This is a genomic window from Achromobacter sp. MYb9, from assembly GCF_002975275.1.
Lineage (GTDB): Bacteria > Pseudomonadota > Gammaproteobacteria > Burkholderiales > Burkholderiaceae_B > Achromobacter.
The window spans coordinates 106,999-126,627 of sequence record NZ_PCOQ01000009.1 but is presented as its reverse complement, the minus strand read 5'-3'; the positions used below and the strand labels follow the sequence as shown (position 1 = coordinate 126,627).

16 protein-coding genes are annotated in these 19,629 nt (G+C 65.9%); 8 read left to right on the top strand and 8 right to left on the bottom strand.

Translation table 11 applies throughout. The annotated features are described in order from the left end of the window. The first annotated feature begins 61 nt into the window (after window positions 1-61). Together CQ050_RS15460 and CQ050_RS15455 are read left to right on the top strand one after the other, a co-directional pair. Window positions 62-2,182 (top strand): 5'-nucleotidase C-terminal domain-containing protein, encoded by a 2,121-nt coding sequence (locus CQ050_RS15460; protein WP_199196825.1) that lies wholly within the window; start codon window positions 62-64, stop codon window positions 2,180-2,182. Window positions 2,183-2,327: 145 nt separating this feature from the next. Beyond that, a complete protein-coding gene (locus CQ050_RS15455) occupies window positions 2,328-3,548 on the top strand; it encodes an MFS transporter (protein ID WP_105557708.1) in 1,221 nt (406 codons plus the stop codon). A gap of 45 nt (window positions 3,549-3,593) precedes the next feature. On the opposite strand, the gene CQ050_RS15450 is transcribed toward CQ050_RS15455, so the two are convergent. Genes CQ050_RS15450 through CQ050_RS15430 form a run of 5 tightly spaced genes read right to left on the bottom strand, consistent with a single transcriptional unit; the run spans window position 3,594 to window position 9,382 of the window. Further along, window positions 3,594-4,352: an ABC transporter ATP-binding protein gene (locus CQ050_RS15450; RefSeq protein ID WP_105557707.1), complete on the bottom strand. Its 759-nt coding sequence runs from the start codon at window positions 4,350-4,352 to the stop codon at window positions 3,594-3,596. Further along, on the bottom strand, window positions 4,349-5,275 hold the full coding sequence (locus tag CQ050_RS15445) for an iron chelate uptake ABC transporter family permease subunit (RefSeq protein WP_199196829.1): 927 nt from the start codon (window positions 5,273-5,275) through the stop codon (window positions 4,349-4,351). The genes CQ050_RS15450 and CQ050_RS15445 overlap by 4 nt, the downstream gene beginning before the upstream one ends. Window positions 5,276-5,333: 58 nt before the next feature. Further along, complete coding sequence (locus CQ050_RS15440; RefSeq protein ID WP_105557706.1) at window positions 5,334-6,326, bottom strand: ABC transporter permease; 993 nt, start codon at window positions 6,324-6,326, stop codon at window positions 5,334-5,336. A gap of 31 nt (window positions 6,327-6,357) precedes the next feature. Continuing rightward, the gene (locus CQ050_RS15435) at window positions 6,358-7,308 is read right to left on the bottom strand and encodes a siderophore ABC transporter substrate-binding protein (protein ID WP_105557705.1); all 951 of its coding nucleotides are present in this window, start codon (window positions 7,306-7,308) and stop codon (window positions 6,358-6,360) included. 52 nt (window positions 7,309-7,360) lie between these two features. Next, window positions 7,361-9,382: a ligand-gated channel protein gene (locus CQ050_RS15430; RefSeq protein ID WP_105557704.1), complete on the bottom strand. Its 2,022-nt coding sequence runs from the start codon at window positions 9,380-9,382 to the stop codon at window positions 7,361-7,363. A 212-nt stretch (window positions 9,383-9,594) separates the two neighbouring features. On the opposite strand from CQ050_RS15430, the gene CQ050_RS15425 reads away from it, so the two are divergent. Together CQ050_RS15425 and CQ050_RS15420 are read left to right on the top strand one after the other, a co-directional pair. Further along, entirely contained in the window at window positions 9,595-10,308 is a 714-nt protein-coding gene (locus CQ050_RS15425) for a response regulator transcription factor (RefSeq protein ID WP_105557703.1), read from the top strand. Continuing rightward, the gene (locus CQ050_RS15420; protein ID WP_105557702.1) at window positions 10,308-11,699 is read left to right on the top strand and encodes a HAMP domain-containing sensor histidine kinase; all 1,392 of its coding nucleotides are present in this window, start codon (window positions 10,308-10,310) and stop codon (window positions 11,697-11,699) included. Before CQ050_RS15425 ends, CQ050_RS15420 begins: the two co-directional genes overlap by 1 nt. A 264-nt stretch (window positions 11,700-11,963) precedes the next feature. On the opposite strand, the gene CQ050_RS15415 is transcribed toward CQ050_RS15420, so the two are convergent. From CQ050_RS15415 to CQ050_RS15405, 3 genes are read right to left on the bottom strand one after another with little or no spacing between them, the layout of a single operon-like run. Then, window positions 11,964-12,782 carry a TatD family hydrolase gene (locus CQ050_RS15415; RefSeq protein WP_105557701.1) on the bottom strand — a complete coding sequence of 273 codons (819 nt, stop codon included), beginning with the start codon at window positions 12,780-12,782 and terminating at the stop codon, window positions 11,964-11,966. A gap of 40 nt (window positions 12,783-12,822) precedes the next feature. Further along, the gene (locus CQ050_RS15410) at window positions 12,823-13,527 is read right to left on the bottom strand and encodes an ABC transporter ATP-binding protein (RefSeq protein ID WP_105557700.1); all 705 of its coding nucleotides are present in this window, start codon (window positions 13,525-13,527) and stop codon (window positions 12,823-12,825) included. Continuing rightward, window positions 13,520-14,752 (bottom strand): lipoprotein-releasing ABC transporter permease subunit, encoded by a 1,233-nt coding sequence (locus tag CQ050_RS15405; RefSeq protein WP_233214089.1) that lies wholly within the window; start codon window positions 14,750-14,752, stop codon window positions 13,520-13,522. Before CQ050_RS15405 ends, CQ050_RS15410 begins: the two co-directional genes overlap by 8 nt. Before the next feature lie 177 nt (window positions 14,753-14,929). On the opposite strand from CQ050_RS15405, the gene CQ050_RS15400 reads away from it, so the two are divergent. The 4 genes from CQ050_RS15400 (at window position 14,930) to CQ050_RS15385 (ending at window position 19,626) form a co-directional block, all read left to right on the top strand. Next, on the top strand, window positions 14,930-15,874 hold the full coding sequence (locus CQ050_RS15400) for a hypothetical protein (protein ID WP_105557793.1): 945 nt from the start codon (window positions 14,930-14,932) through the stop codon (window positions 15,872-15,874). After that, a complete protein-coding gene (recJ, locus tag CQ050_RS15395) occupies window positions 15,856-17,556 on the top strand; it encodes a single-stranded-DNA-specific exonuclease RecJ (protein WP_105557698.1) in 1,701 nt (566 codons plus the stop codon). The genes CQ050_RS15400 and recJ overlap by 19 nt, the downstream gene beginning before the upstream one ends. A gap of 165 nt (window positions 17,557-17,721) precedes the next feature. Further along, a protein-coding gene (prfB, locus tag CQ050_RS15390) for a peptide chain release factor 2 (protein WP_105557697.1) occupies window positions 17,722-18,826 on the top strand; the annotation gives its coding sequence in 2 pieces (ribosomal slippage) (window positions 17,722-17,802 and window positions 17,804-18,826; 1,104 coding nt in all). Window positions 18,827-18,870: 44 nt separating this feature from the next. Beyond that, window positions 18,871-19,626, top strand: a complete 756-nt coding sequence (locus CQ050_RS15385; protein WP_105557696.1) for an SDR family oxidoreductase — start codon at window positions 18,871-18,873, stop codon at window positions 19,624-19,626. Window positions 19,627-19,629 lie beyond the last annotated feature (3 nt).

Below are 19,629 nucleotides of genomic sequence, written 5' to 3'. Positions count from 1 at the left end.
GTCACCAGCGGGTCACACACTGTCCCCAAAATCGATTTCCTTCAAACCCGGAGGAAAGACGGTGAAGCCACACACACGAAAACTCTTTGCGCTGTCCGCCAGCCTGGCGCTTGCGGCCGGCTTGGCGGCTTGCGGCGGCGATGACGACGACGATGATGCGGGCACCAGCACGCCCCCGCCCGAAGTCAGCGTGCCCCAAGGCGCCGCGCTGGACCTGGCGATTCTTGCCACCACCGACCTGCACGCCAACGTGCTGGGCTACGACTACTACAAGCTGACGGAAGACAAGAGCTATGGCGTGGACCGGACGGCCACGCTGATCGCCAACGCCCGCAAGCAGCACGCCAACACGCTGTTGTTCGACAACGGCGACACCATCCAGGGCACCGCCCTGTCCGACTACCAGGCGCTGGTATCGCCCGTGCAGTGCTCGGACATGATCGCGATCTACAAGCAGATGAAACTGCTGGCCTATGACGCGGGCACGATGGGCAACCACGAATTCAACTATGGCCTGCCCTTCCTGTCGCAGATCACGAACGTGGACTTCGGCCTGGCCGGCATCGGCAAGGGGACGGCGCAGACCAATCCGGCGGGCGCCAAGGACTGCGCGGCGCCCGGCTTTCCCTTCGTCTCGGCCAACGTCGTGTCGGCGGCCAGCAAGCAGCCCATTTTCAAGCCCTGGGTACTGCTGGAAAAGACCTTCAAGGCCACGGATGCCAACGGCAAGACAATCGATGTGCCGCTGAAAGTCGGCGTCATCGGTTTCGCGCCTCCGCCCATCCTGCAATGGGACAAGGCCAACCTGGAAGGCCACGTCGAAGTCACCGGCTGGAAGGAATCCGCGCAGCGTTTCGTGCCCGAAATGAAGGCCGCGGGCGCCGATCTGATCGTGGCGCTGGCGCATGGCGGCATCGACATGAAGACCGCCTACAGCCCGTCAATGGAGAATGGCGCCGGTTATCTGAGCCAGGTCCCGGGGATCGACGCCCTGATCACCGGCCACCAGCATCTGTTGTTCCCCGACACCAGCGCCACGTCGCCGTTCCGGGGGCAGGCCGGCATTGACCTGGAGAAAGGCCTGATTAACGGCGTGCCCGCGGTGCAGGCCGGCCAATGGGGCAACAACCTGGGCCAGATCACGCTGAAGCTCGCGTATGACAAGGGCTGGAAGGTGCAAAAGGACGCCACCACGGTCCAACGCATCTCCACGCGTCTGACCGCGCAAAGCGGCGCCACGCCGGCGACCTATGTCGCCTCGGACTCCGCCGTGCAGCAACTGGTGCAAGCCGAACACGCCGCCACGATCGCGTACGTGAAAACGCCGATCGGGCAAAGCCAGTTCGACATGGCCACCTATTACGCGCTGACGGGCGACGTGTCGGCCCTGCAGATCGTGAACATGGCGCAGATCGACTACCTGACGGACTACATCGCCAAGAACAACCCGTCGTACGGTCACCTGCCCATCCTGTCGGCCGCCGCGCCGTTCAAGGGCGGGCGCAACGGCCCGGGCGATTTCACGTTCGTGAAGCAAGGCAATGTGGCAATCAACAACGCCGCCGATCTCTACCTGTACCCCAACACGCTGCAGGTCGTGCGGGTCACCGGCGACACCGTCCGCCTGTGGCTGGAAAAGACGGCCGAACAGTTCAAGCAGATCGACCCCACCCAGGTCGCCCCCCAAGACCTCGTCGACACCAGCTTCCCCACGTTCAACTTCGACGTGCTATACGCCGCGGGCAATGCGCTGACCTACCAGATCGACGTCAGCCAACCCAAGGGTTCACGCATTTCGGGGCTGACCTATCAGGGCGCGCCGCTGGATCCTGCCGCGCAGTTCCTGGTCGTCACCAACAACTACCGCGCCAGCGGCGGCGGCGACTTCCCGGGTTTGGCGGGAGGCAAGGGCGACATCGTGCTGCAAGCCCCGGACGCCAGCCGGGATGTGCTGATCAACTACATCAAGAAGAACCCCACGCTGGACCTGGCGACTTACGGCCTGGACCGCAGCTGGCGCTTCAAGCAATTGGGCGCGCTGGCTGGCCCCGTCCTGTTCTGGTCCGTCCCCGGCACCTTGCCCATGGCCGTGGCGCATGGCGTCACCAACGTGTCGGTGCATGACGCCACACCGGACGCCACGACACAGCTGTCGCGCTACGCCGTGGATCTCAGCCAGTAACCGCGCCTGCTGGCCCCTGGGGCGCCCGGATGCCGGGGCGCCCCAGGCCCACGTTCAGGTGCGTAGACATTTAAATGACAGCTTGGGGTGCTTACAATAGTGCTGTTGCGTCGCAACATTTCAGCGAATCCCCTCTTTTAGTCACATGTCCCACCCTGCTTCCCCGCAGCACCGGCCCGCGCTGGTGCTGCTTGCCCTTGCTGTCGGCAGCTTCGCCATCGGAACCACCGAGTTCGCCACGATGAGCCTGCTGCCCTATTTCTCCCAGTCGCTGGGCATCGACGCGCCCACCGCGGGCCACGTCATCAGCGCTTATGCGCTGGGCGTGGTGGTCGGCGCGCCGATCCTTGCCGTGCTCGGCGCCAAGATGCCTCGCCGCCGGTTGCTGATCGCGCTGATGGGCCTCTTCGCCATCGGCAACGGCCTCAGCGCGATCGCGCCCGACTATCACTGGATGCTGTTTTTCCGCTTTCTGAGCGGGCTGCCGCACGGCGCGTACTTCGGCATCGCGTCGCTGGTAGCCAGTTCGCTGGTCCCTGCCAACCGCCGCACCGTGGCCGTGGGCCGCGTGTTCCTGGGCCTAACGGTGGCGACCATCGTGGGCGTCCCGATGGCCAACTGGCTGGGCCAGGTCATCGGCTGGCGCTGGAGTTTCGGCCTGGTGTCCCTGCTGGCGGTGCTGACCATGATCAGCGTGGCGGTCTATGCGCCCGACACGCCGGCGGACCACAAGGCCAGCCCGCTGCGCGAACTGAGCGCGCTGGGCCGCGGCCAGGTCTGGATCACGCTGGCGATCGGGGCGGTGGGCTTCGGCGGCCTGTTCTCGATCTACACCTATCTGGCCGACACGTTGACCGCCGTCACGCAAGTGGCGCCCACGACGGTGCCGTTCGTGCTCAGCGCGTTCGGCGTCGGCCTGACGGTGGGCAACATGGTGGTGCCGGTCTTTGCCGACCGCGCAGTCATGCGCACCGCCGGCCTGTTGCTGCTGTGGTCCGCCGTGGTGCTGGCGCTATTCCCGCTGATGGCCCACAACGTCTGGCTGATCACGCTGAACGTGTTCCTGGTCGGCGTGGGCGGCGCGCTGGGCACCGTGTTGCAGACGCGCCTGATGGATGTCGCGGGCGATGCCCAGGGCCTGGCCGCGGCGCTGAACCATTCGGCCTTCAATACGGCCAACGCGCTGGGCCCCTTCCTGGGCGGTCTGGCGATTGCCGCTGGATTTGGCTGGACTTCCACCGGCTGGGTGGGCAGCCTGCTGGCCATCGGCAGCATGCCCTTGTGGCTGTGGGCCGTCATGCTGGAACGCCGCCACCGCGCCGCACGCCAGGCCGGCCTGGTCGCCAGCGCGGATCCCGCACGCTGACTGCGCCAGCGGGGCCGACGGTATCGCGTTGAAAACCGCCCGCCCCTACCGGTAATACACACAGATCCGCTTGCCGCCGATGTCGTGGACGTCGATCGGCAATTCGTACAACGGGCTCAGCACGTCGGAACGGATCAATTCCGCCGGCGTGCCCAAATGCGCGATACGCCCCTGCCGCATCGCCACGATGCGGTCCGCATAGCTGGACGCAAAGTTGATGTCGTGCAGCACCAGCACCACCGTCTTGCCCAGTTCGTCGGCCGCGCGGCGCAAGGTGCCCATCATGGCCACCGCATGCTTCATATCCAGGCTGTTCAGCGGCTCGTCGAGCAGCACGTAGCGCGTGTCCTGGCACAGCACCATCGCCACGAACGCGCGCTGGCGCTGGCCACCGGACATTTCGTCCAGATAACGGTCCGCCAGCGGTTCCAGGTCCAGATAGGCGATGGCGCGATCGATGTGCGTTTTGTCCTCAAGCGTCAGGCGCCCGCCGGTATGCGGGTAGCGGCCGAACGCGACCAGGTCGCGCACCGTCAGCCGCAGCGGCAAGTGATTATCCTGGCGCAGAATGGACAGCCGGCGCGCCAGTTCACGGCTGTCGGAGGTCGTCACGTTTAGCGCGTCCACCCGGACGTGCCCGGCCGACATCGGCAGCAAGCGGCTGATCATCGACAGCAATGTCGATTTGCCGGCGCCGTTCGGTCCGATGATGGCGGTGACGCCGTTGGCCGGCAGGTCCAGGTTGACGTCGTCGACGACCACGCTGTCGCCATAATGCTTGCTGAGTTGTCGAATTTCTATCATCGGCGCCCCTTGCGCAGGATCAGGAAGAGGAACATCACGCCGCCCACGAATTCAATCACGACGCTGACCGTGGTGTTCAGTCCCAGCACGCGTTCCAGCAGCGTCTGGCCGCCCACCAGGAAAATGACGCTCAGGAAGGTCGCCGCGGGAATCGTGTACCGGTGTTTGTCGGACCCCATCGCCTGATACGCCAGGTTGCTGACCAGCAGGCCGAAGAAGGTCACGGGCCCGACCAGCGCCGTCGACACGGACACCAGCACGGCAATCGCGGCCAGGGTCAGCATCAGGCTGCGGCGGTAATCCACCCCCAGGTTCAACGCGATCTCGCGGCCCAGCGCCAGCACGTCGTAGCGATGGCGCATGCGCCAGACCAGCAGGGTCGCCACGCACACGGCGCCCAGCGCGATCGGCAGCAACGGCACGCGCACCGAATTGAAGCTGGCGAACATGCGGTCCTGCAGCACCAGGAACTCGTTGGGGTCGATCAGCCTCACCACGAAATTGGACAGGCTGCGAAACAGCAGCCCGAAAACGATGCCCACCAGCATCATCAGGTGCAGACTGCGGACCGCATCCGAAAACAGCCAGCGAAACAACAGGCAGGCAAACGCGGTCATGGCACCGACTTCCAGCAGGAAGGCCGCCACCGGATGGTTCGCGGCGGTAGCCGCTTGCCCGAAGCCGAACACGACAACGGCCTGGATCAGCAGATACAGCGCATCGAAGCCCATGATCGCGGGCGTCAGGATGCGGTTGTGCGTGATGGTCTGAAACAGCACCGACGACACCGCCACGGCATATGCCACCAACAGCATCGCCGCCAGTTTGCCACCGCGAAACGGAATCACGAACGACCACTGGCCGTTGGCGCCCAAGGTCATGAACGCGACCATGCACGCCAGGGCGGCCGCGCCCAGCCACATCAGACGCAGGGGCTGCGGCGCGCGTCGGGCCGGCTGCCGGGTCGCGACAAGCAAGCTATCAGCCAAGGCGGTTCCTCCGCGTGCGCAACAGCCACAGGAACAGGATGCTGCCCAGTACACCCACGACGGTGCCGATCGGGATTTCGTAGGGGTGGATCACCAGCCGGCCGATGATGTCGCAAGCCAGCACGAAGACGCCGCCCAGCGCGGCCGCCCATGGGATGGACCGGCGCATGTTGTCGCCCAGCAGCAGGCTCACCGCGTTGGGCACGATCAGGCCCAGGAACGGAATGCCGCCCGCCGTCACCACCACCACCGCGGAAATCGCGGACACGATCAGCAGGCCGACCAGGGTCAACCGGGCGTGGTTCAGCCCCAGGTTAGCGGCGAATTCCCGTCCCATGCCTGCCACGGTATAGCGGTCGGCCGCGGCATAGGCCGCGCACGCGAGCGCAAAGCCGATCCACAACAACTCATAGCGGCCGCGCAACACGCCCGAGAAGTCGCCCGTGGTCCAGGCGTGCAGCGATTGCAGCAGATCGAACCGGAACGCCGCGAAGGTGGTCACCGCATGGATCACGCCCCCCAGGATCAAGCCGATCAGCGGGACGATGAAGGGCGTGCGCAACGGCACGCGGCGCAGCAGCGCCAGGAACAGCAACGTGCCCGCCAGCGCAAAGACCGTGGCGGTCAGCATCTTGCCGATCACGGGCGCGTCCGGCGCAAGCAAGGTGATCACCAGGATGCCTAACGTGGCGGACTCGACCGTGCCGGCCGTCGTAGGTTCGACGAAGCGGTTACGCACCAGCATCTGCATGATCAGGCCCGCCACCGCCAGCGACATGCCGGCCAGCAGCAACGCCACGGTGCGCGGCACGCGGCTGACCATCAGAAAACGCCAAGCGCGTTCGGCGTCTTCACCACCGCCCCACAGCGCGGCCACCGAAAACTGCCCGGCGCCCAGGCTGACGCTTGCCGCGCACAGCACCGCCAACAGCGCCAGCACCACAGTCAGGCCGCCCCAACCGCTGATCGCGTGCCGCCAGTTCACCGGCGGCCCATCCGTGCAACACACATGCCGCTTACTTTCCTTCTGCCAGCGCCGCGGAAATTTCGTCCACGTTTTGCTGCATGGACGTCAGGCCGGCGCTACCCAGCAAATACCAGTTGAAGCCGTTCAGATACACCACGCGCTTGTTCTTCCACGCTTTGGTGGGACGCACCAGGTCGTTGTCCAGCATGCGCTGGGCCGACACGCCTTCGCGGCCGATCGCGGCGTCGCGGTCGATGACGAACAGCCAATCGGGATCCGTCTGCGCGATGAATTCGAACGAAATCGCCTGGCCGTGGTTCGATACGTTCAGACCGGTTGCGGCGGGTTTCACGCCAAACGCGTCGTGGATCACGCCAAAGCGCGAGCCCGGGCCATAGGCGCTCATCTTGCCGCCCGTGGTCAGCACGATCAGCGCCGTGCCGGCGTTCGCCGCCTGGCCGTGCAACGCCGCGATAGACGCCCGCAACGCATCCAGCTTCAGCTTGGCCTGAGGCTGTTTGCCATAGATGGCCGCCAGCGTCTCGGTGCTGCGCGTCACGCTGCCGACCAGATCCTTGGGATCGGCGGTCAGGTCGACGGTGGGCGCGAGCTTGGTCAATTCGTCATACTTGGGCGCCGACCGGCCGGCCACGAAGATCACCTGCGGCTGGGCGGCATGGATGACCTCGTAGTTCGGTTCGAACAGCGAGCCCACCTTCAAATAGCGCGTGTCGGCGTACTGGGCCAGTTGGGGCGGCAGCTTGGCGACCGACGGCACGCCCATCACGTCGATGCCCAGCGCATGCATCGTGTCCAGCACGGCCATGTCCATCACGACGGTCTTCGTCGGGCTGGCCGGCACGGCGGTCTCGCCCCGCGCATGCTTGACGGGGATGGTGGCGCCGGCCGCGCACACTGCCGTGGCCGCCCCCATCGCCAAGGCGACGCCCGCCTGGATCAGCCAGTGGCGGGCACGGCCCATGTTTGCTTGCATCGTCATCGCTACCTCTTCGTGTTGCGGGGGACGCAAGCGCCCCCCTTGTGTCTCAAGATCAGAACTTCACGCCCACGCCCAGCCAATAGCGGCGGCCGTCTTCCACGAACTCGTAATCGTCGTAGGTGACCTGCTTGTCGAACAGGTTGTAGATGCCGGCATACACCGACACGGTCTTGTTCACGGCATACGAACCGCCCAGATCCACAAAGGTGTAGGACGGCGCAATGAACGAGGAAGACGACGCGCTGGTGATCGGCTGGCTTTCCTTGCCGCGGTAGTTCAGGCGGGCCCAGGCTTGCAGCGCGTCCGATGCCTGCCAGTTCACGGTGGTGGTGAACAGATGCTTGGGCAACTGGTTCAGGGGCTGGCCCTGGTATTGGCCCGACTTCTGCTCCGACTTGGTGAACGTGTAGCTGCTGGTCAGCGACCAGTCACGGCCCAGCGGCAACTTCAGGTTGGCTTCCACGCCGCGCGACACCGCCTTGTCCACGTTCATGTAGGTGGTGGGGCTGGCGCCAAACTGGTTCGGGCCTTCGGGGCATTGCGAGGCCGGGCAACCCACGCGCGTGATCTTGTCCTTGAAGTCGTTGTTGAACACGGTCAGGCCGGCGTTGAAGCCTTCGCCGTCGTCATACAGAATGCCGATTTCCTCGGTCACCGACTTTTCGGGCGTCAGGTCCGGGTTGCCGTACATGTTGCCGCCGCGGCTGACCTGCCCCCAGCCCGCCACCGTCTGGCGCAGGTCGGGCGCGCGAAAGCCGGTCGATACCCCGCCCTTCAGCGTCCACCGCTCGGCCATTTGCCACACGCCGTACAGGCGCGGGCTGAAGTGGGTGCCGAAATTCTCGTCCTCGTCCATGCGCAGGCCGGCCGTGACGGCAAAACTGTCGGTCAGGCGCCATTCGTCTTCGGCGAACAACGCCCATTGGTAGCGGTCGATCTTGTTGGGGCCGCCCGCCAACTGGTTGCCGGTCTGGTCATTCAGGCGCTGGCTGAGGTAGGTGCCGCCCAGGGTCAGCATGTGCGAGCCCAGCGGCAGCGTCCAGCTGGATTGCAGATTCAGGTTCTTGATCTTCATCTGCCGCGAACGGTTGTCGAACTCTTCCTGCTGCACATAGCTGTCCGACACTGCCCAGCCCCAGCGCCCCGTGTGCGACAGCGCCCATTTGTTGCTGCGGTAGTCCGTTTCCGACGACGCGGGGCAGCCGTTGCGCCCGCATGCGACGCCCGGCGGTTGCGGCGCGACCGTCTTGCCCAGTGTGTTCTCGTACTTCTGGCGCATGGTCGTGCCTTCCAGCACGATGTCGTGATTACGGTTGGGCGTCAGCGCCAGTTTGGCGGTCACGCTGTCCGAATTTCGCTTGCGAAAGCCGTTGACGATATCGTCTTCATCCCGCTGCGACGACTGGCCGTAAATCTGCAAGCCCAGCAGGTCGGTCTTGATGGGCCCGGACAGGTAGAAGTTGCCCTGGTAGATGTCGCCCGATTTATTGCTTTCCTGGATGGTGGTGTCCAGGCGGATTTCGCCGCCCCATTCGTTGGGCACCTTGCGGGTGATGATGTTGATCACCCCACCCATTGCGTCCGAACCATACAGGGACGACATCGGGCCGCGCACGACTTCGATCCGTTCGATGGCGGCCAGCGGCGGCGTCCAGCCGCCTTCCACGCCGGCGGAATCCGAGTTGGTGCGCGTTTCCCGCGAACTCTGGCGCTTGCCGTCGATCAGGATCAGCGTGTATTGCGGGCCCATGCCGCGCAGGCTGATGTCCTGGCGGTCGCCCCCGCCCGTGATGATGACGCCCGGCACCTCCAGCAGCGCGTCGTTCACGTCGCGGTAGAACTTCTTGTCCAGGTCTTCGCGGGTAATGACGCTGATCGACGCCGGGGCGTCCTTGATCTGCTGTTCGAACCCGCTGGCGGTCACCACGACGGTTTCCATCGTCTTCGGGGAGTCGCTCGCCTGCGCCCAAACCGCCGCCGGGCCCACGCCCAGCCCCGCCGCGCAGAGCGCCGCCGCCAACCGCGTGCGCGATACCCGAATGCGGCCGCCCAAGGCCAGATCGTTGCTGCTCATGATTCCGCTTTCTCCCGTACCGGACCCGCGGCGCACCCTGTGTGCGACACTAAGTCCGCCTCTTATTTCTTAATGAAAACTATTCTCATATTAGAATTGAGGCTGTTGGAGGCGGGCAAACGCCTTTCCACAACTTTTATCTTCTTCGCACTTCTTGACACTCGGCGGCATGGCGATGCGCCAGACTACCGGGTGCTGGACACTCAATACGGATGCCTTTTACTCACTCAGCGGTCGCGCACCGCATCCTGCTGATCGACGACGACGTCGAGCTTGCACAGATGCTGCGCGAATACCTCGAACCGAATCACAGCCTGCTTACGCTGGCCCATACGGGCGCCCACGGCCTTGCCCTGCTGGCGCAACACGATTACGACCTGGTGCTGCTTGACCTGATGCTGCCGGACGGCAGCGGGCTGGACCTGCTTAAGCATTACCGCCGGCGCTCGCGCCGCCCGGTCATCATGTTCACCGCCCACGGCGGCGAGACCGACCGCGTGCTGGGGCTGGAATTCGGCGCCGACGACTACCTGGCCAAACCCTTCAGCCCCCGCGAACTCAAGGCCCGCATCACCGCGGTGCTGCGGCGCTTTGAAGAAGTGCCGGAAGCCACTACGCCAAGCCTGACGCTGGGCGCATTGACGCTGGACCCCGCCAGCGGCCGGGTCCGGCTGGACGGTGAAGACGTTCTGCTGACGGGGGCCGAACAGCGCATCCTGGAACTGTTGATGCGCGCCCCCGGGCAAGTGGTCGCCCGCGAACAGATCGGCATGTATGCGTTGGGACGCCGGCCGGAACGTTACGACCGCAGCATCGACACCCACATCAGCACACTGCGCAAGAAGCTGCGCCTGGGCACGTCCGGCGATACGCTGTCGATCCGCAACCTGCGCGGGCTGGGCTATGTGCTGGCGGGCGCGGCCTGATGCCCTGGCTGCTACCCACCCGGTCGCTCTTCTGGCGCGCGTTCCTGACCTTCTGGGGCGCCATGGCCATCATCCTGGTGTGCGGCATGCTGTTCACCGCGACGGTCGCCTGGTATCGCATCAACTCGCTGGACGGCCTGAATCCGGCCAGCCTCACCCACGACGCCCGGCAAGTCGCCCGCAATCACGGCATGAAGGGCCTGGAACGCTGGGTTGAAGCCATGGATCGACGCTACTCGGCGCTGAAGATCTACGTGCTGGACGCCCGCGACACGGAAATCCTGGGCCGGACCCTGCCCGCCCGCACGCACGACTGGCTTGCCGCCTACCGGGCGGCCACCGATCGGTCGACGCAAGCGGACTACCTGCAGCCCGACCCCGCTGGCGAGCGCGTTTCCTGGTGGCAGCCGCAGCGGCTCGATCTGCCCGACGGTTCCCAACTGCTGATGCTGTTCCTGCCTTTTGATTCGTCGCATTGGGAAGTGCTGGGCCTCTCGCCCGTGGCGCTGGCGCTACTGCTTTTCGCGTTGGCGGTCACCGCGCCGTTGTGCTGGGCGCTCACCCGCCACGTCACCGCGCCGCTGACGCAGCTACGCCAGGCCACGCACGCGCTGGCCGCCGGGCGCCTGGATGCGCAGACGCCCCCCAAGCTGGCCGGACGCAAGGACGAACTTGGCCTGTTGGCGCGCGACTTCAACGCCATGGCTGACCGGTTGAAGGCATTGGTGGACACCCGCGAGCAACTGCTGCATAACATCGCGCACGAATTGCGTTCGCCGCTTGCCCGGCTGCGCCTGGCCGCCGAACTGGCGCGGCGCAAGGACGAGCGCCAGGACATGCAGTTGGACCGCATCGAACGCGAATGCGAGCGCCTGGACACGCTGGTCGGCAATACGTTGCGCCTGGCCCGCCTGGGCGCCCAGCCCGAGCCCAGCGACGCGCTGGACCTGGCCGGTGTCGTGTCCGCCGTCGTGGACGACGCCCGGTACGAAGCGGGCGAACACCAGGTGCGCATTCTTTGGGACAGCCCGGCCCCGGTGCCGGTGACCGGTGATCGCGACAGCCTGGCCAGCGCCATCGAAAACGTACTGCGCAACGCCGTGCGATTCGCGCCCGCGCACAGCGCGATCCGGGTACGCCTGTTGGTCGGCGCGCGCGACGCCTGCCTGGAAATCGAGGACCGCGGCCCCGGCGTGCCGCCCGCCGATCTGGAATCCCTGTTTGAGCCCTTCTTCCGAACTGCCTCCGGCTCGAAGGCGCCGGGCTCGGGCGCCGGCCTGGGCTTGTCCATCGCGCAAGCGGCGATCGCGGCGCACAAGGGCCGGATTTCGGCCCGCAATGTCTCGCCGCAGGGCCTTAGCGTGCGCATGGAACTACCGCTTCTCGTCTAGCGTCCTGAATGCAACAGGCCCCGCACGCGACGGGGCCCTGGCGACGCTGCCCGGCAACAGCCGGGGCTTCCGCGCGATCAGAAGGTGATGTTCGCCGACGCCCACAGGCGACGGCCTTCCAGCACCTCGCGGTATGAATTGCTCCAATTGGCATTGGCCGTCGGCGCGCTGGTACCGGTCTTGGTCGGGCCGTAGTCGCTTGGAAATATGAGGCATCCACACGACAACTGCCGTCATCGCGTCGCCTACATCGGGGGACGGAAGTCAGTCGGCGTCGGCCAGAATGGCGGCCGGCAGTCGCGGCAGCACGCGCATGGCGTTGGCGGTGGTGGCCTGCGCCACCTGCGCGGGCGAAATGCCGCGCAATTCGGCCAGCACCCCGGCGATGCGGGCCAGTTCCCCGGGCCGATTACGGCGGTGAGGCGGATGCAGCCAGGCCGGCGGGATATCGGGCGCATCCGTCTCCAGCACCAGATGCGCCAAGTCCACGTCCACGGCGTGCCGGCGGATCTGCAAGGCGCGCTCGTAGGTCATGGCCCCGCCCAGCCCTAACGCAAAACCATGATCGATGAAGGCCTGGGCCTGCTGCGCGCTACCGTTAAAGGCGTGCGCGATGCCGCCGATACGGCCATGGCGGCGCAGATACTTCAGCAGAATGTCTTGCGACCGGCGCACATGCAACAACACCGGCAAGCGGAACTCCTCGGCCATGTCCAACTGCGCGGCGTAGAAGCGTTCCTGGCGTTCACGGGGTTCGCCCGACGAGATCTCGGGCACGAAAAAGTCCAGGCCGATCTCGCCGATGGCGACAAATCGTGGGTCGCCTAGCGACTGCTTGATGGTGTCGCGCAGCACGTCCAGGTCGGAATCGTCGGCGCGCTGCACAAACAGGGGATGGATGCCCAGCGCATACGCACCGCCGGCGATCTGGCCGGCCAGGTCCCGGACGATCGGAAAATTGGCACGCTCGATGGCCGGAATTACGATGGATTGGACGCCGGCCCCGCAGGCGTGGTCGGCCACCTGCTGGCGGTCGGTATCGAATTCGGCGGCATCCAGATGGCAGTGGGTGTCGATCAGCATGGGCGTGGCCTCCTTGTCGGAATTATCCCCTCGTATCGCCTTATCCCGATACCAGCCGGCCGTTTTCCATCAGCAATTGGCGGTCGGCACGAGCGGCCAGTTCCGGGTCATGCGTCACGATAGCGAACGCCGTGCCTGACTCCTGGTTCACGCGGGTCAGCAGCTCGAACATCTTGTGCGCCGTGTTGCGATCCAGGTTGCCCGTGGGTTCGTCGGCCAGCACGCACACCGGCCGCGTCACCAGCGCGCGCGCCAGCGCCACCCGCTGGCGTTCGCCGCCGGACAACTGCCCCGGGAAGTGGTCTTCACGGGCGGCCAGGCCCACCAAAGCCAGGACCTCGCGCGCGGCCTCGCGGGCCTTGTCGCGGTTTTCACGGCGCACGATCAGCGGCATCGCCACATTGTCCAGCGCCGAAAACTCGGCCAGCAGATGATGGAACTGGTACACGAAACCCAGGCTGCTGTTGCGCACCGCGCTTTTCTTGGCTTCGGACAAACCGACGGCCAGGTTTCCATCGACGGACACCGAACCGCTGGTCGGCACATCCAACAGGCCCAGGATATGCAGCAACGTGCTCTTGCCCGAGCCCGACGCGCCCACGATGGCGACCATTTCGCCGCGCGCCACGGACAGGCTGACGTTGCTGAGCACTTCGATGCGGGCCGGGCCCTCGTCGTAGACCTTGACGATATTCTCGGCCTGCAAGGCTGGCGTCGAAGAGGAACGATTCGGGGCGTCAATCATGGCGCAGCACCTGTGCGGGTTGCAGGCGCGATGCGCGCCAGCTGGGATACAGCGTCGCCAGCAGCGACAGCACCAGGGAGGTCAGGCCAATCGTGACGATATCGCCCACTTGCGGGTCGGACGGCAAGGCGCTGATGAAATAGACTTCGCGCGGCAGGAAATGCACGCCCAGCAGACGTTCGATGAAGGGCACGATCACGTCCACGTTGTACGCAATGACAATGCCGCCCGCTACGCCCAGCAAGGTGCCGATGACGCCGATCAGCGCGCCCTGCACCAGGAAGATGCGGGCCACTTCGCCCGGGCCCGCGCCCAGCGTGCGCAAGATGGCGATATCAGACTGCTTGTCCTTCACGGCCATCACCAGCGACGACAGCAGGTTGAACGCCGCCACGGCCACGATCAGCGCCAGGATCAGGAACATCATGCGTTTTTCGGTCTGCACGGCCGCAAACCAGGTGCGGTTGTTGCGCGACCAGTCGCTGGCCATCACATACGGCGGCAGTACTTTCTTCAGTTCGCTGGCCACTTCGGGCGCTTTCTGCATGTCGGCGATGCGCAGACGCACGCCGGCCGTGCCGCTTTCCCGGAACACGCGCGCGGCGTCTTCGTTGTCGACGAACGCCAGCGAGGAATCGTATTCATAGTGCCCGGACGAGAACACCCCCACCACCGTGAACTGGCGCATGCGCGGCGCGAAACCCGCCGGACTGATCGAGCCTTGCGGCGCCATCATCAGCAGCGTATCGCCCAGCTTCACGCCCAGGCCGTCGGCCAGTTCGTTGCCCAGCACCACGCCAAAGCCGCCCGCCTTCAGGTCGGCCAGCTTGCCCGAAACCATCTGGCGCGGCAGGTCGGACACGTTGCCTTCAGTGGCAGGATCAATGCCGCGCACCTGCACGCCCCGCAGCGCCTGCCCCCGCACCAGCATGCCCTGCGCCGCCACAAAGGGCGCGCCGGCCTTGACTTCGGGGTTCTGCTTGGCCGCGTCAGCGAACTGCCGCCACTGCTCCAGCACCCGTTCGGGCAAGCCCCCCGGGATGTACAGTTCAATGTGCGGCAACACCGACAACATGCGGTCGCGCACTTCTTTTTGAAACCCGTTCATCACGGACAGCACCACGATCAGAGCGGCGACGCCCAGCGCGATGCCCGCCATGGAGCTGGCGGCGATGAAAGAGATGAAGCGATCGCGGCGCCCGCGTCGCTGGCGGATTCGGGCCAACCCGGCATAGCGGGCGCCTATCCAGAGTTCGTAGGGTATTTTCAGCACGTGCGCATTATGGCATTAACGGCCTGGAAATCGCGCCGCGGATGTGCGGTTCCACGACCAGCCGTGTCAACCTATGGCAGTCGCCACCACCGCTTAGTTCCCCTGGCGCGCGCGGACTACAATCCCGCCATGCTGATCGTCATTCCGGGCGCCCTGCCCGCCCTTCCCGTTGCCGCCGAGCTTGCCAAGCTCTTGCCCGAACGCGCACCCACGCTGCACAGCTGGCTGCTGGCCGGCACGGCGCGCCCCGCCGCCTTCGACGTGCGCGGCCACGGCTGCACCGCTTTCGAATCCTGGCAGTTGCGCCGCGCGGGCTACACGCCCGAACCCGGCCTGCTGCAAGGCGCCGGCCTGGGGCCGCTGCTGGCCGCCGGCCACGCGCCCACTGGCGAGGCCGTCTGGCTGGCCGAATTGGTCCATCTGGCGCTGGGCGCCGACCAGGCCAACCTGCTGGATCCCACCCAGATGGACCTGCTGCCCGAAGAAACCGCCGCGCTGCTGGACACGGCGCGCCCGCTGTTCGAAGGCACCGGTTTTTCCGTAGAGGCCCTGTCCCCGCAGCGGTGGCGCCTGCGGCTGCCCGACGGCTTGCGTCCGCACACGGCTTCACCGCTGGTCGTGGCCGGCCAACGCCTGAACGAATGGTGGCGGCAGGATACGGAAACGCGCCCCTGGCGGCGGCTGCTGAACGAAATACAGATGGCGTGGCACGAGCATCCCGTCAACGATGCGCGCGCCGCCCGCGGCCTGGCACCCGTCAACGCCTTGTGGCTGTATGGCGGCGGCACGTCCTGGCCCATCGCGCCCGCCGGCCCCGAACGCGTACTGACCGAGCTGGACACCCCGCAGCGCACCGGCGACTGGTCCGCCTGGCTGGACGCGCTGGCCAAGCTGGATACCCAGCACCTGCGCCCGTTGGCCGGCAAGAAAGGCGTGCCCGACACGCCCGCTGAACTGCTGTTGTTGGGCGACGACCGCCAGGTCGCCCTTACCCTGAAACCGCGCGGGGGCCTGCTTGGCTTGCTGCCCCCCCCCAAGAAAAACTGGAGCGCCTGGTGGTCACACCCCGCTTGACTATCCGCCCGGCTGACCTGGATGCCTGCCGCGTCCTGGAAGCCTCGGGCATCCATCCCCTGCTGGCCCGTCTATGGGCCGCCCGTGGCGTCAGCCACCCCGACCAGACCAAGCTGGCCTGGCCGTCGCTGCTGCCGCCCGCGGGCCTGACGCACTCGGCGCACGCCGCTGGCGTGCTGGCCGACGCCCTGCAATCCGGCAAGAAAATGCTGATCGTGGCCGACTATGACTGCGACGGCGCCACCGCCTGCGCGGTCGGCCTGCGCGCCTTGTCCGCGATGGGCGCCGACGTCGACTTCCTGGTGCCCAACCGCTTCGAAACCGGCTATGGCCTGTCGCCCGCCGTGGTCGACCTGGCCGTCCGCCACCGCAGCGGCAAGCCCGACATCATCATCACGGTCGACAACGGCATCGCCAGCGTGGACGGCGTGGCCGCCGCCAACGCGGCAGGCATCGGCGTCGTCATCACCGACCACCACCTGCCGGGCGACACCCTGCCCGACGCGCTGGCCATCGTGAATCCCAACCAGCCAGGCTGCGGTTTTCCGTCCAAGAACCTGGCCGGCGTGGGCGTCATTTTCTACATGATGCTGGCATTGCGCGCCGAGCTGCGCCGCCGCGGCGTCTACGCGGCCGACGGCGGCCCGCGCCTGGACACGCTGTCCGACCTGGTCGCGCTAGGCACGGTGGCCGACGTGGTCAAGCTGGATGCCAACAATCGCCTGCTGGTTACGCAAGGCCTGCAGCGCATGCGCAGCGGCCGGCTTCAACCGGGCCTGCGCGCGCTGTTCGCCGTGGCCGGCCGCGAACCCCGCAGCGCCAACGGCTTCGATCTGGGCTTCGCGCTGGGGCCCCGCATCAACGCGGCGGGCCGCCTGGCCGACATGAGCCTGGGCATCGCCTGCCTGACCACCGATGACGAAGCCCAGGCGCTGGAAATGGCGCGTGAACTCGACAACATCAACCGCGAGCGCCGCACCATCGAAGCCGAAATGCGCGAACAAGCGCTGGCCGCCATGGAAGAACCCAATGCCGCGTCGGGCGCCACGGTGTGCGTGTTCGACCCCGGCTGGCACCAGGGCGTGGTGGGGCTCGTGGCCTCGCGCCTGAAGGAAAAGTTCTGGCGCCCCACGCTGGCCTTCGCACCAGCGGGCGACGACGAAATCCGCGGCTCCGGCCGTTCAATCCCCGATGTGCACCTGCGCGACGCCCTGGACCTGGTGTCCAAGCGCCATCCCAACCTGATCCGCAAGTTCGGCGGCCACGCGATGGCGGCGGGCTTGACCCTGGGCCGCGAGGACTTCCCGGCCTTCGCCCCCGCGTTCGACGCCGCCGTGCGCGAACTGACCGGGCGTGACACCTTCGAACCCGTCATCGAAACCGACGGCTCGCTGGAGTCCGGCTACGCCAACGCCGACGTCGCGGGCATGCTGCAGCAGCAAGTGTGGGGCGCCGGCTTCGCCGCCCCCTTGTTCCTGGACGAGTTCACCGTGCGCAACCAGCGCCTGGTCGGCGAAAAGCACCTGAAGCTGTCACTGGAACGCGGCCACCAACGCTTTGACGCCATCTGGTTCGGCCACGACCAGTCGCTGCCCGAACACATCCAGGCCGCCTACCGGCTGGAACAAAACACCTGGAACGGCATGGTGTCGGTGCAACTGGTGATTGAACACGCGGGCTAGGCCTCGCGGGTAAAGGAAGTGCCCCGCTGGGGAAGTGAACACCCCAGGGGAGCGAACACCCCTGGAAACACATCCGTCCCCATTCTTGCAACACGCGCCCGCGCAGTTGAGCCATCCACGGTAAAATGCCAGGTTTCGCACAAAAGTCATCAGGACAGGATCATCATGGAAGCCGAACGTCAGAACCAGCTCGCAGCCCGCCTCGCCGATTACGCGGAGCGCGAACAGGCTCTACGGAGGTATCTTTGACTACGATGCCAAAGCTGAACGCCTGCAAGTCGTAAACGCCGAGCTCGAAGACCCGGCCGTCTGGAACGACCCCAAACACGCCCAAGACCTGGGCCGTGAAAAGAAAGCGCTGGAAACCGTGGTGGAAACGCTCACGGGTCTGGGCATGGGCCTGGCCGACGCCAACGAACTGTTTGAAATGGCCAAGGCCGATGACGACGATTCCACGCTGGAATCCATCGAACTCGACGCCAACGGCTACCAGGAAAAGCTCGAAGACCTGGAATTCCGCCGCATGTTCTCCAATCCGGCCGACCCCTTGAACTGCTTCGTGGACATCCAGGCAGGCGCGGGCGGCACGGAAGCGCAGGACTGGGCCTCGATGCTGCTGCGCCAGTACCTTAAGTACGCCGAGCGCAAGGGCTTCAAGGCTGAAATCCTGGAAGAATCCGAAGGTGAAGTCGCAGGCCTGAAGTCCGCCACGATCAAGATCGAAGGCGAATACGCCTTTGGCTATCTGCGCACCGAAACCGGCGTGCACCGCCTGGTCCGCAAGAGTCCGTTCGATTCTTCGGGCGGCCGCCACACGTCGTTCGCCAGCGTGTTCGTCTACCCCGAAGTCGATGATTCGTTCGAAGTCGATGTCAATCCCGCCGACCTGCGCGTGGATACCTACCGCGCGTCCGGCGCCGGCGGCCAGCACATCAACAAGACCGATTCCGCCGTGCGCCTGACCCACATCCCCACCGGGATCGTGGTGCAGTGCCAGAACGACCGATCGCAGCACCGCAACCGCGCCGAAGCGATGCAGATGCTGAAGTCCAAGCTCTACGAACTGGAAATGCGCAACCGCATGGCTGAACAGCAGAAGCTGGAAGACTCCAAGACCGATGTGGGCTGGGGCCATCAGATCCGTTCCTACGTCCTGGATCAAAGCCGCATCAAGGACCTGCGCACGAACGTCGAAATCTCCAACACGCAGAAAGTGCTGGATGGCGACCTGGATCCCTTCATCCAGGCCAGCCTGAAGCAAGGCGTCTAAGTCCGTCGCGATACTTCCGCTAACCGCACTCCAGAGGTCCACGAATGTCTGACACCATCGCAATTCTGACCGGCGCATCGCGCGGCATCGGCGCCGCCATGGCGCGCGGCCTGGCCAAACCGGGCACTCGCCTGATCACGCTGGCCCGCCGCGAAGACCCCGAACTTGCCGCCTACGCGCGCTCGCAAGACGTGCAGCTGGAACAGTTGTCCGTGGACCTCTCGGACCTGAAGGCGGCCGAAGCCGCGGCCGAACGCATCTGCTCGACCCTCCCGCGCGATGCCCGCCGCTATCTGTTGATCAACAACGCGGGCACGGTCCACCCCGTCGCCGGCACCGACGCGCTGATCGACAGCGCGGCCATCACGGCGGCTTTCAATCTGAACGTCACCGCCGTCATGCTCCTGACCGCGCGCTTCCTGGCCGCCGTCGAAGACATTGCCGCCGACCGCCGCGTGCTGAACATCTCCTCCGGCGCGGGCCGCAACCCGAACGCCGGCTGGGGCGTGTACTGCGCCACCAAAGCCGCGCTGGACATGTACTCGCGCGTGGTCAAGCAGGAACAAGGCGCCGACGGCGCGCGCATCGTCGCGCTTGCCCCCGGCATCGTCGACACCGACATGCAGGCGGCCATTCGTTCCAGCAGCCCGGAAAGCTTCCCGGCGCTGGCCAAATTCCAGGACTTTCACGCCACGGGCAAGCTCTCTTCGCCCGCCAACGTGGCCTCCCGCATTCTTGCCTATCTGGATCGCGAAGATTTCGGCACGACCGAAATCGACGACATCCGCAATTACGACTGATCC

Excerpts from the sequence above, each read along its gene's own strand:
- CQ050_RS15400 (WP_105557793.1), top strand. The coding sequence starts at position 14,930 with ATGCTGATCGTCATTCCGGGCGCCCTGCCCGCCCTTCCCGTTGCCGCC.
- CQ050_RS15420 (WP_105557702.1), top strand. The coding sequence starts at position 10,308 with ATGCCCTGGCTGCTACCCACCCGGTCGCTCTTCTGGCGCGCGTTCCTG.
- CQ050_RS15415 (WP_105557701.1), bottom strand. The coding sequence starts at position 12,782 with ATGCTGATCGACACCCACTGCCATCTGGATGCCGCCGAATTCGATACC.
- CQ050_RS15435 (WP_105557705.1), bottom strand. The coding sequence starts at position 7,308 with ATGACGATGCAAGCAAACATGGGCCGTGCCCGCCACTGGCTGATCCAG.
- CQ050_RS15430 (WP_105557704.1), bottom strand. The coding sequence starts at position 9,382 with ATGAGCAGCAACGATCTGGCCTTGGGCGGCCGCATTCGGGTATCGCGC.
- CQ050_RS15455 (WP_105557708.1), top strand. The coding sequence starts at position 2,328 with ATGTCCCACCCTGCTTCCCCGCAGCACCGGCCCGCGCTGGTGCTGCTT.
- CQ050_RS15425 (WP_105557703.1), top strand. The coding sequence starts at position 9,595 with ATGCCTTTTACTCACTCAGCGGTCGCGCACCGCATCCTGCTGATCGAC.
- CQ050_RS15410 (WP_105557700.1), bottom strand. The coding sequence starts at position 13,527 with ATGATTGACGCCCCGAATCGTTCCTCTTCGACGCCAGCCTTGCAGGCC.
- CQ050_RS15445 (WP_199196829.1), bottom strand. The coding sequence starts at position 5,275 with ATGTGGCTGGGCGCGGCCGCCCTGGCGTGCATGGTCGCGTTCATGACC.
- CQ050_RS15385 (WP_105557696.1), top strand. The coding sequence starts at position 18,871 with ATGTCTGACACCATCGCAATTCTGACCGGCGCATCGCGCGGCATCGGC.
- CQ050_RS15450 (WP_105557707.1), bottom strand. The coding sequence starts at position 4,352 with ATGATAGAAATTCGACAACTCAGCAAGCATTATGGCGACAGCGTGGTC.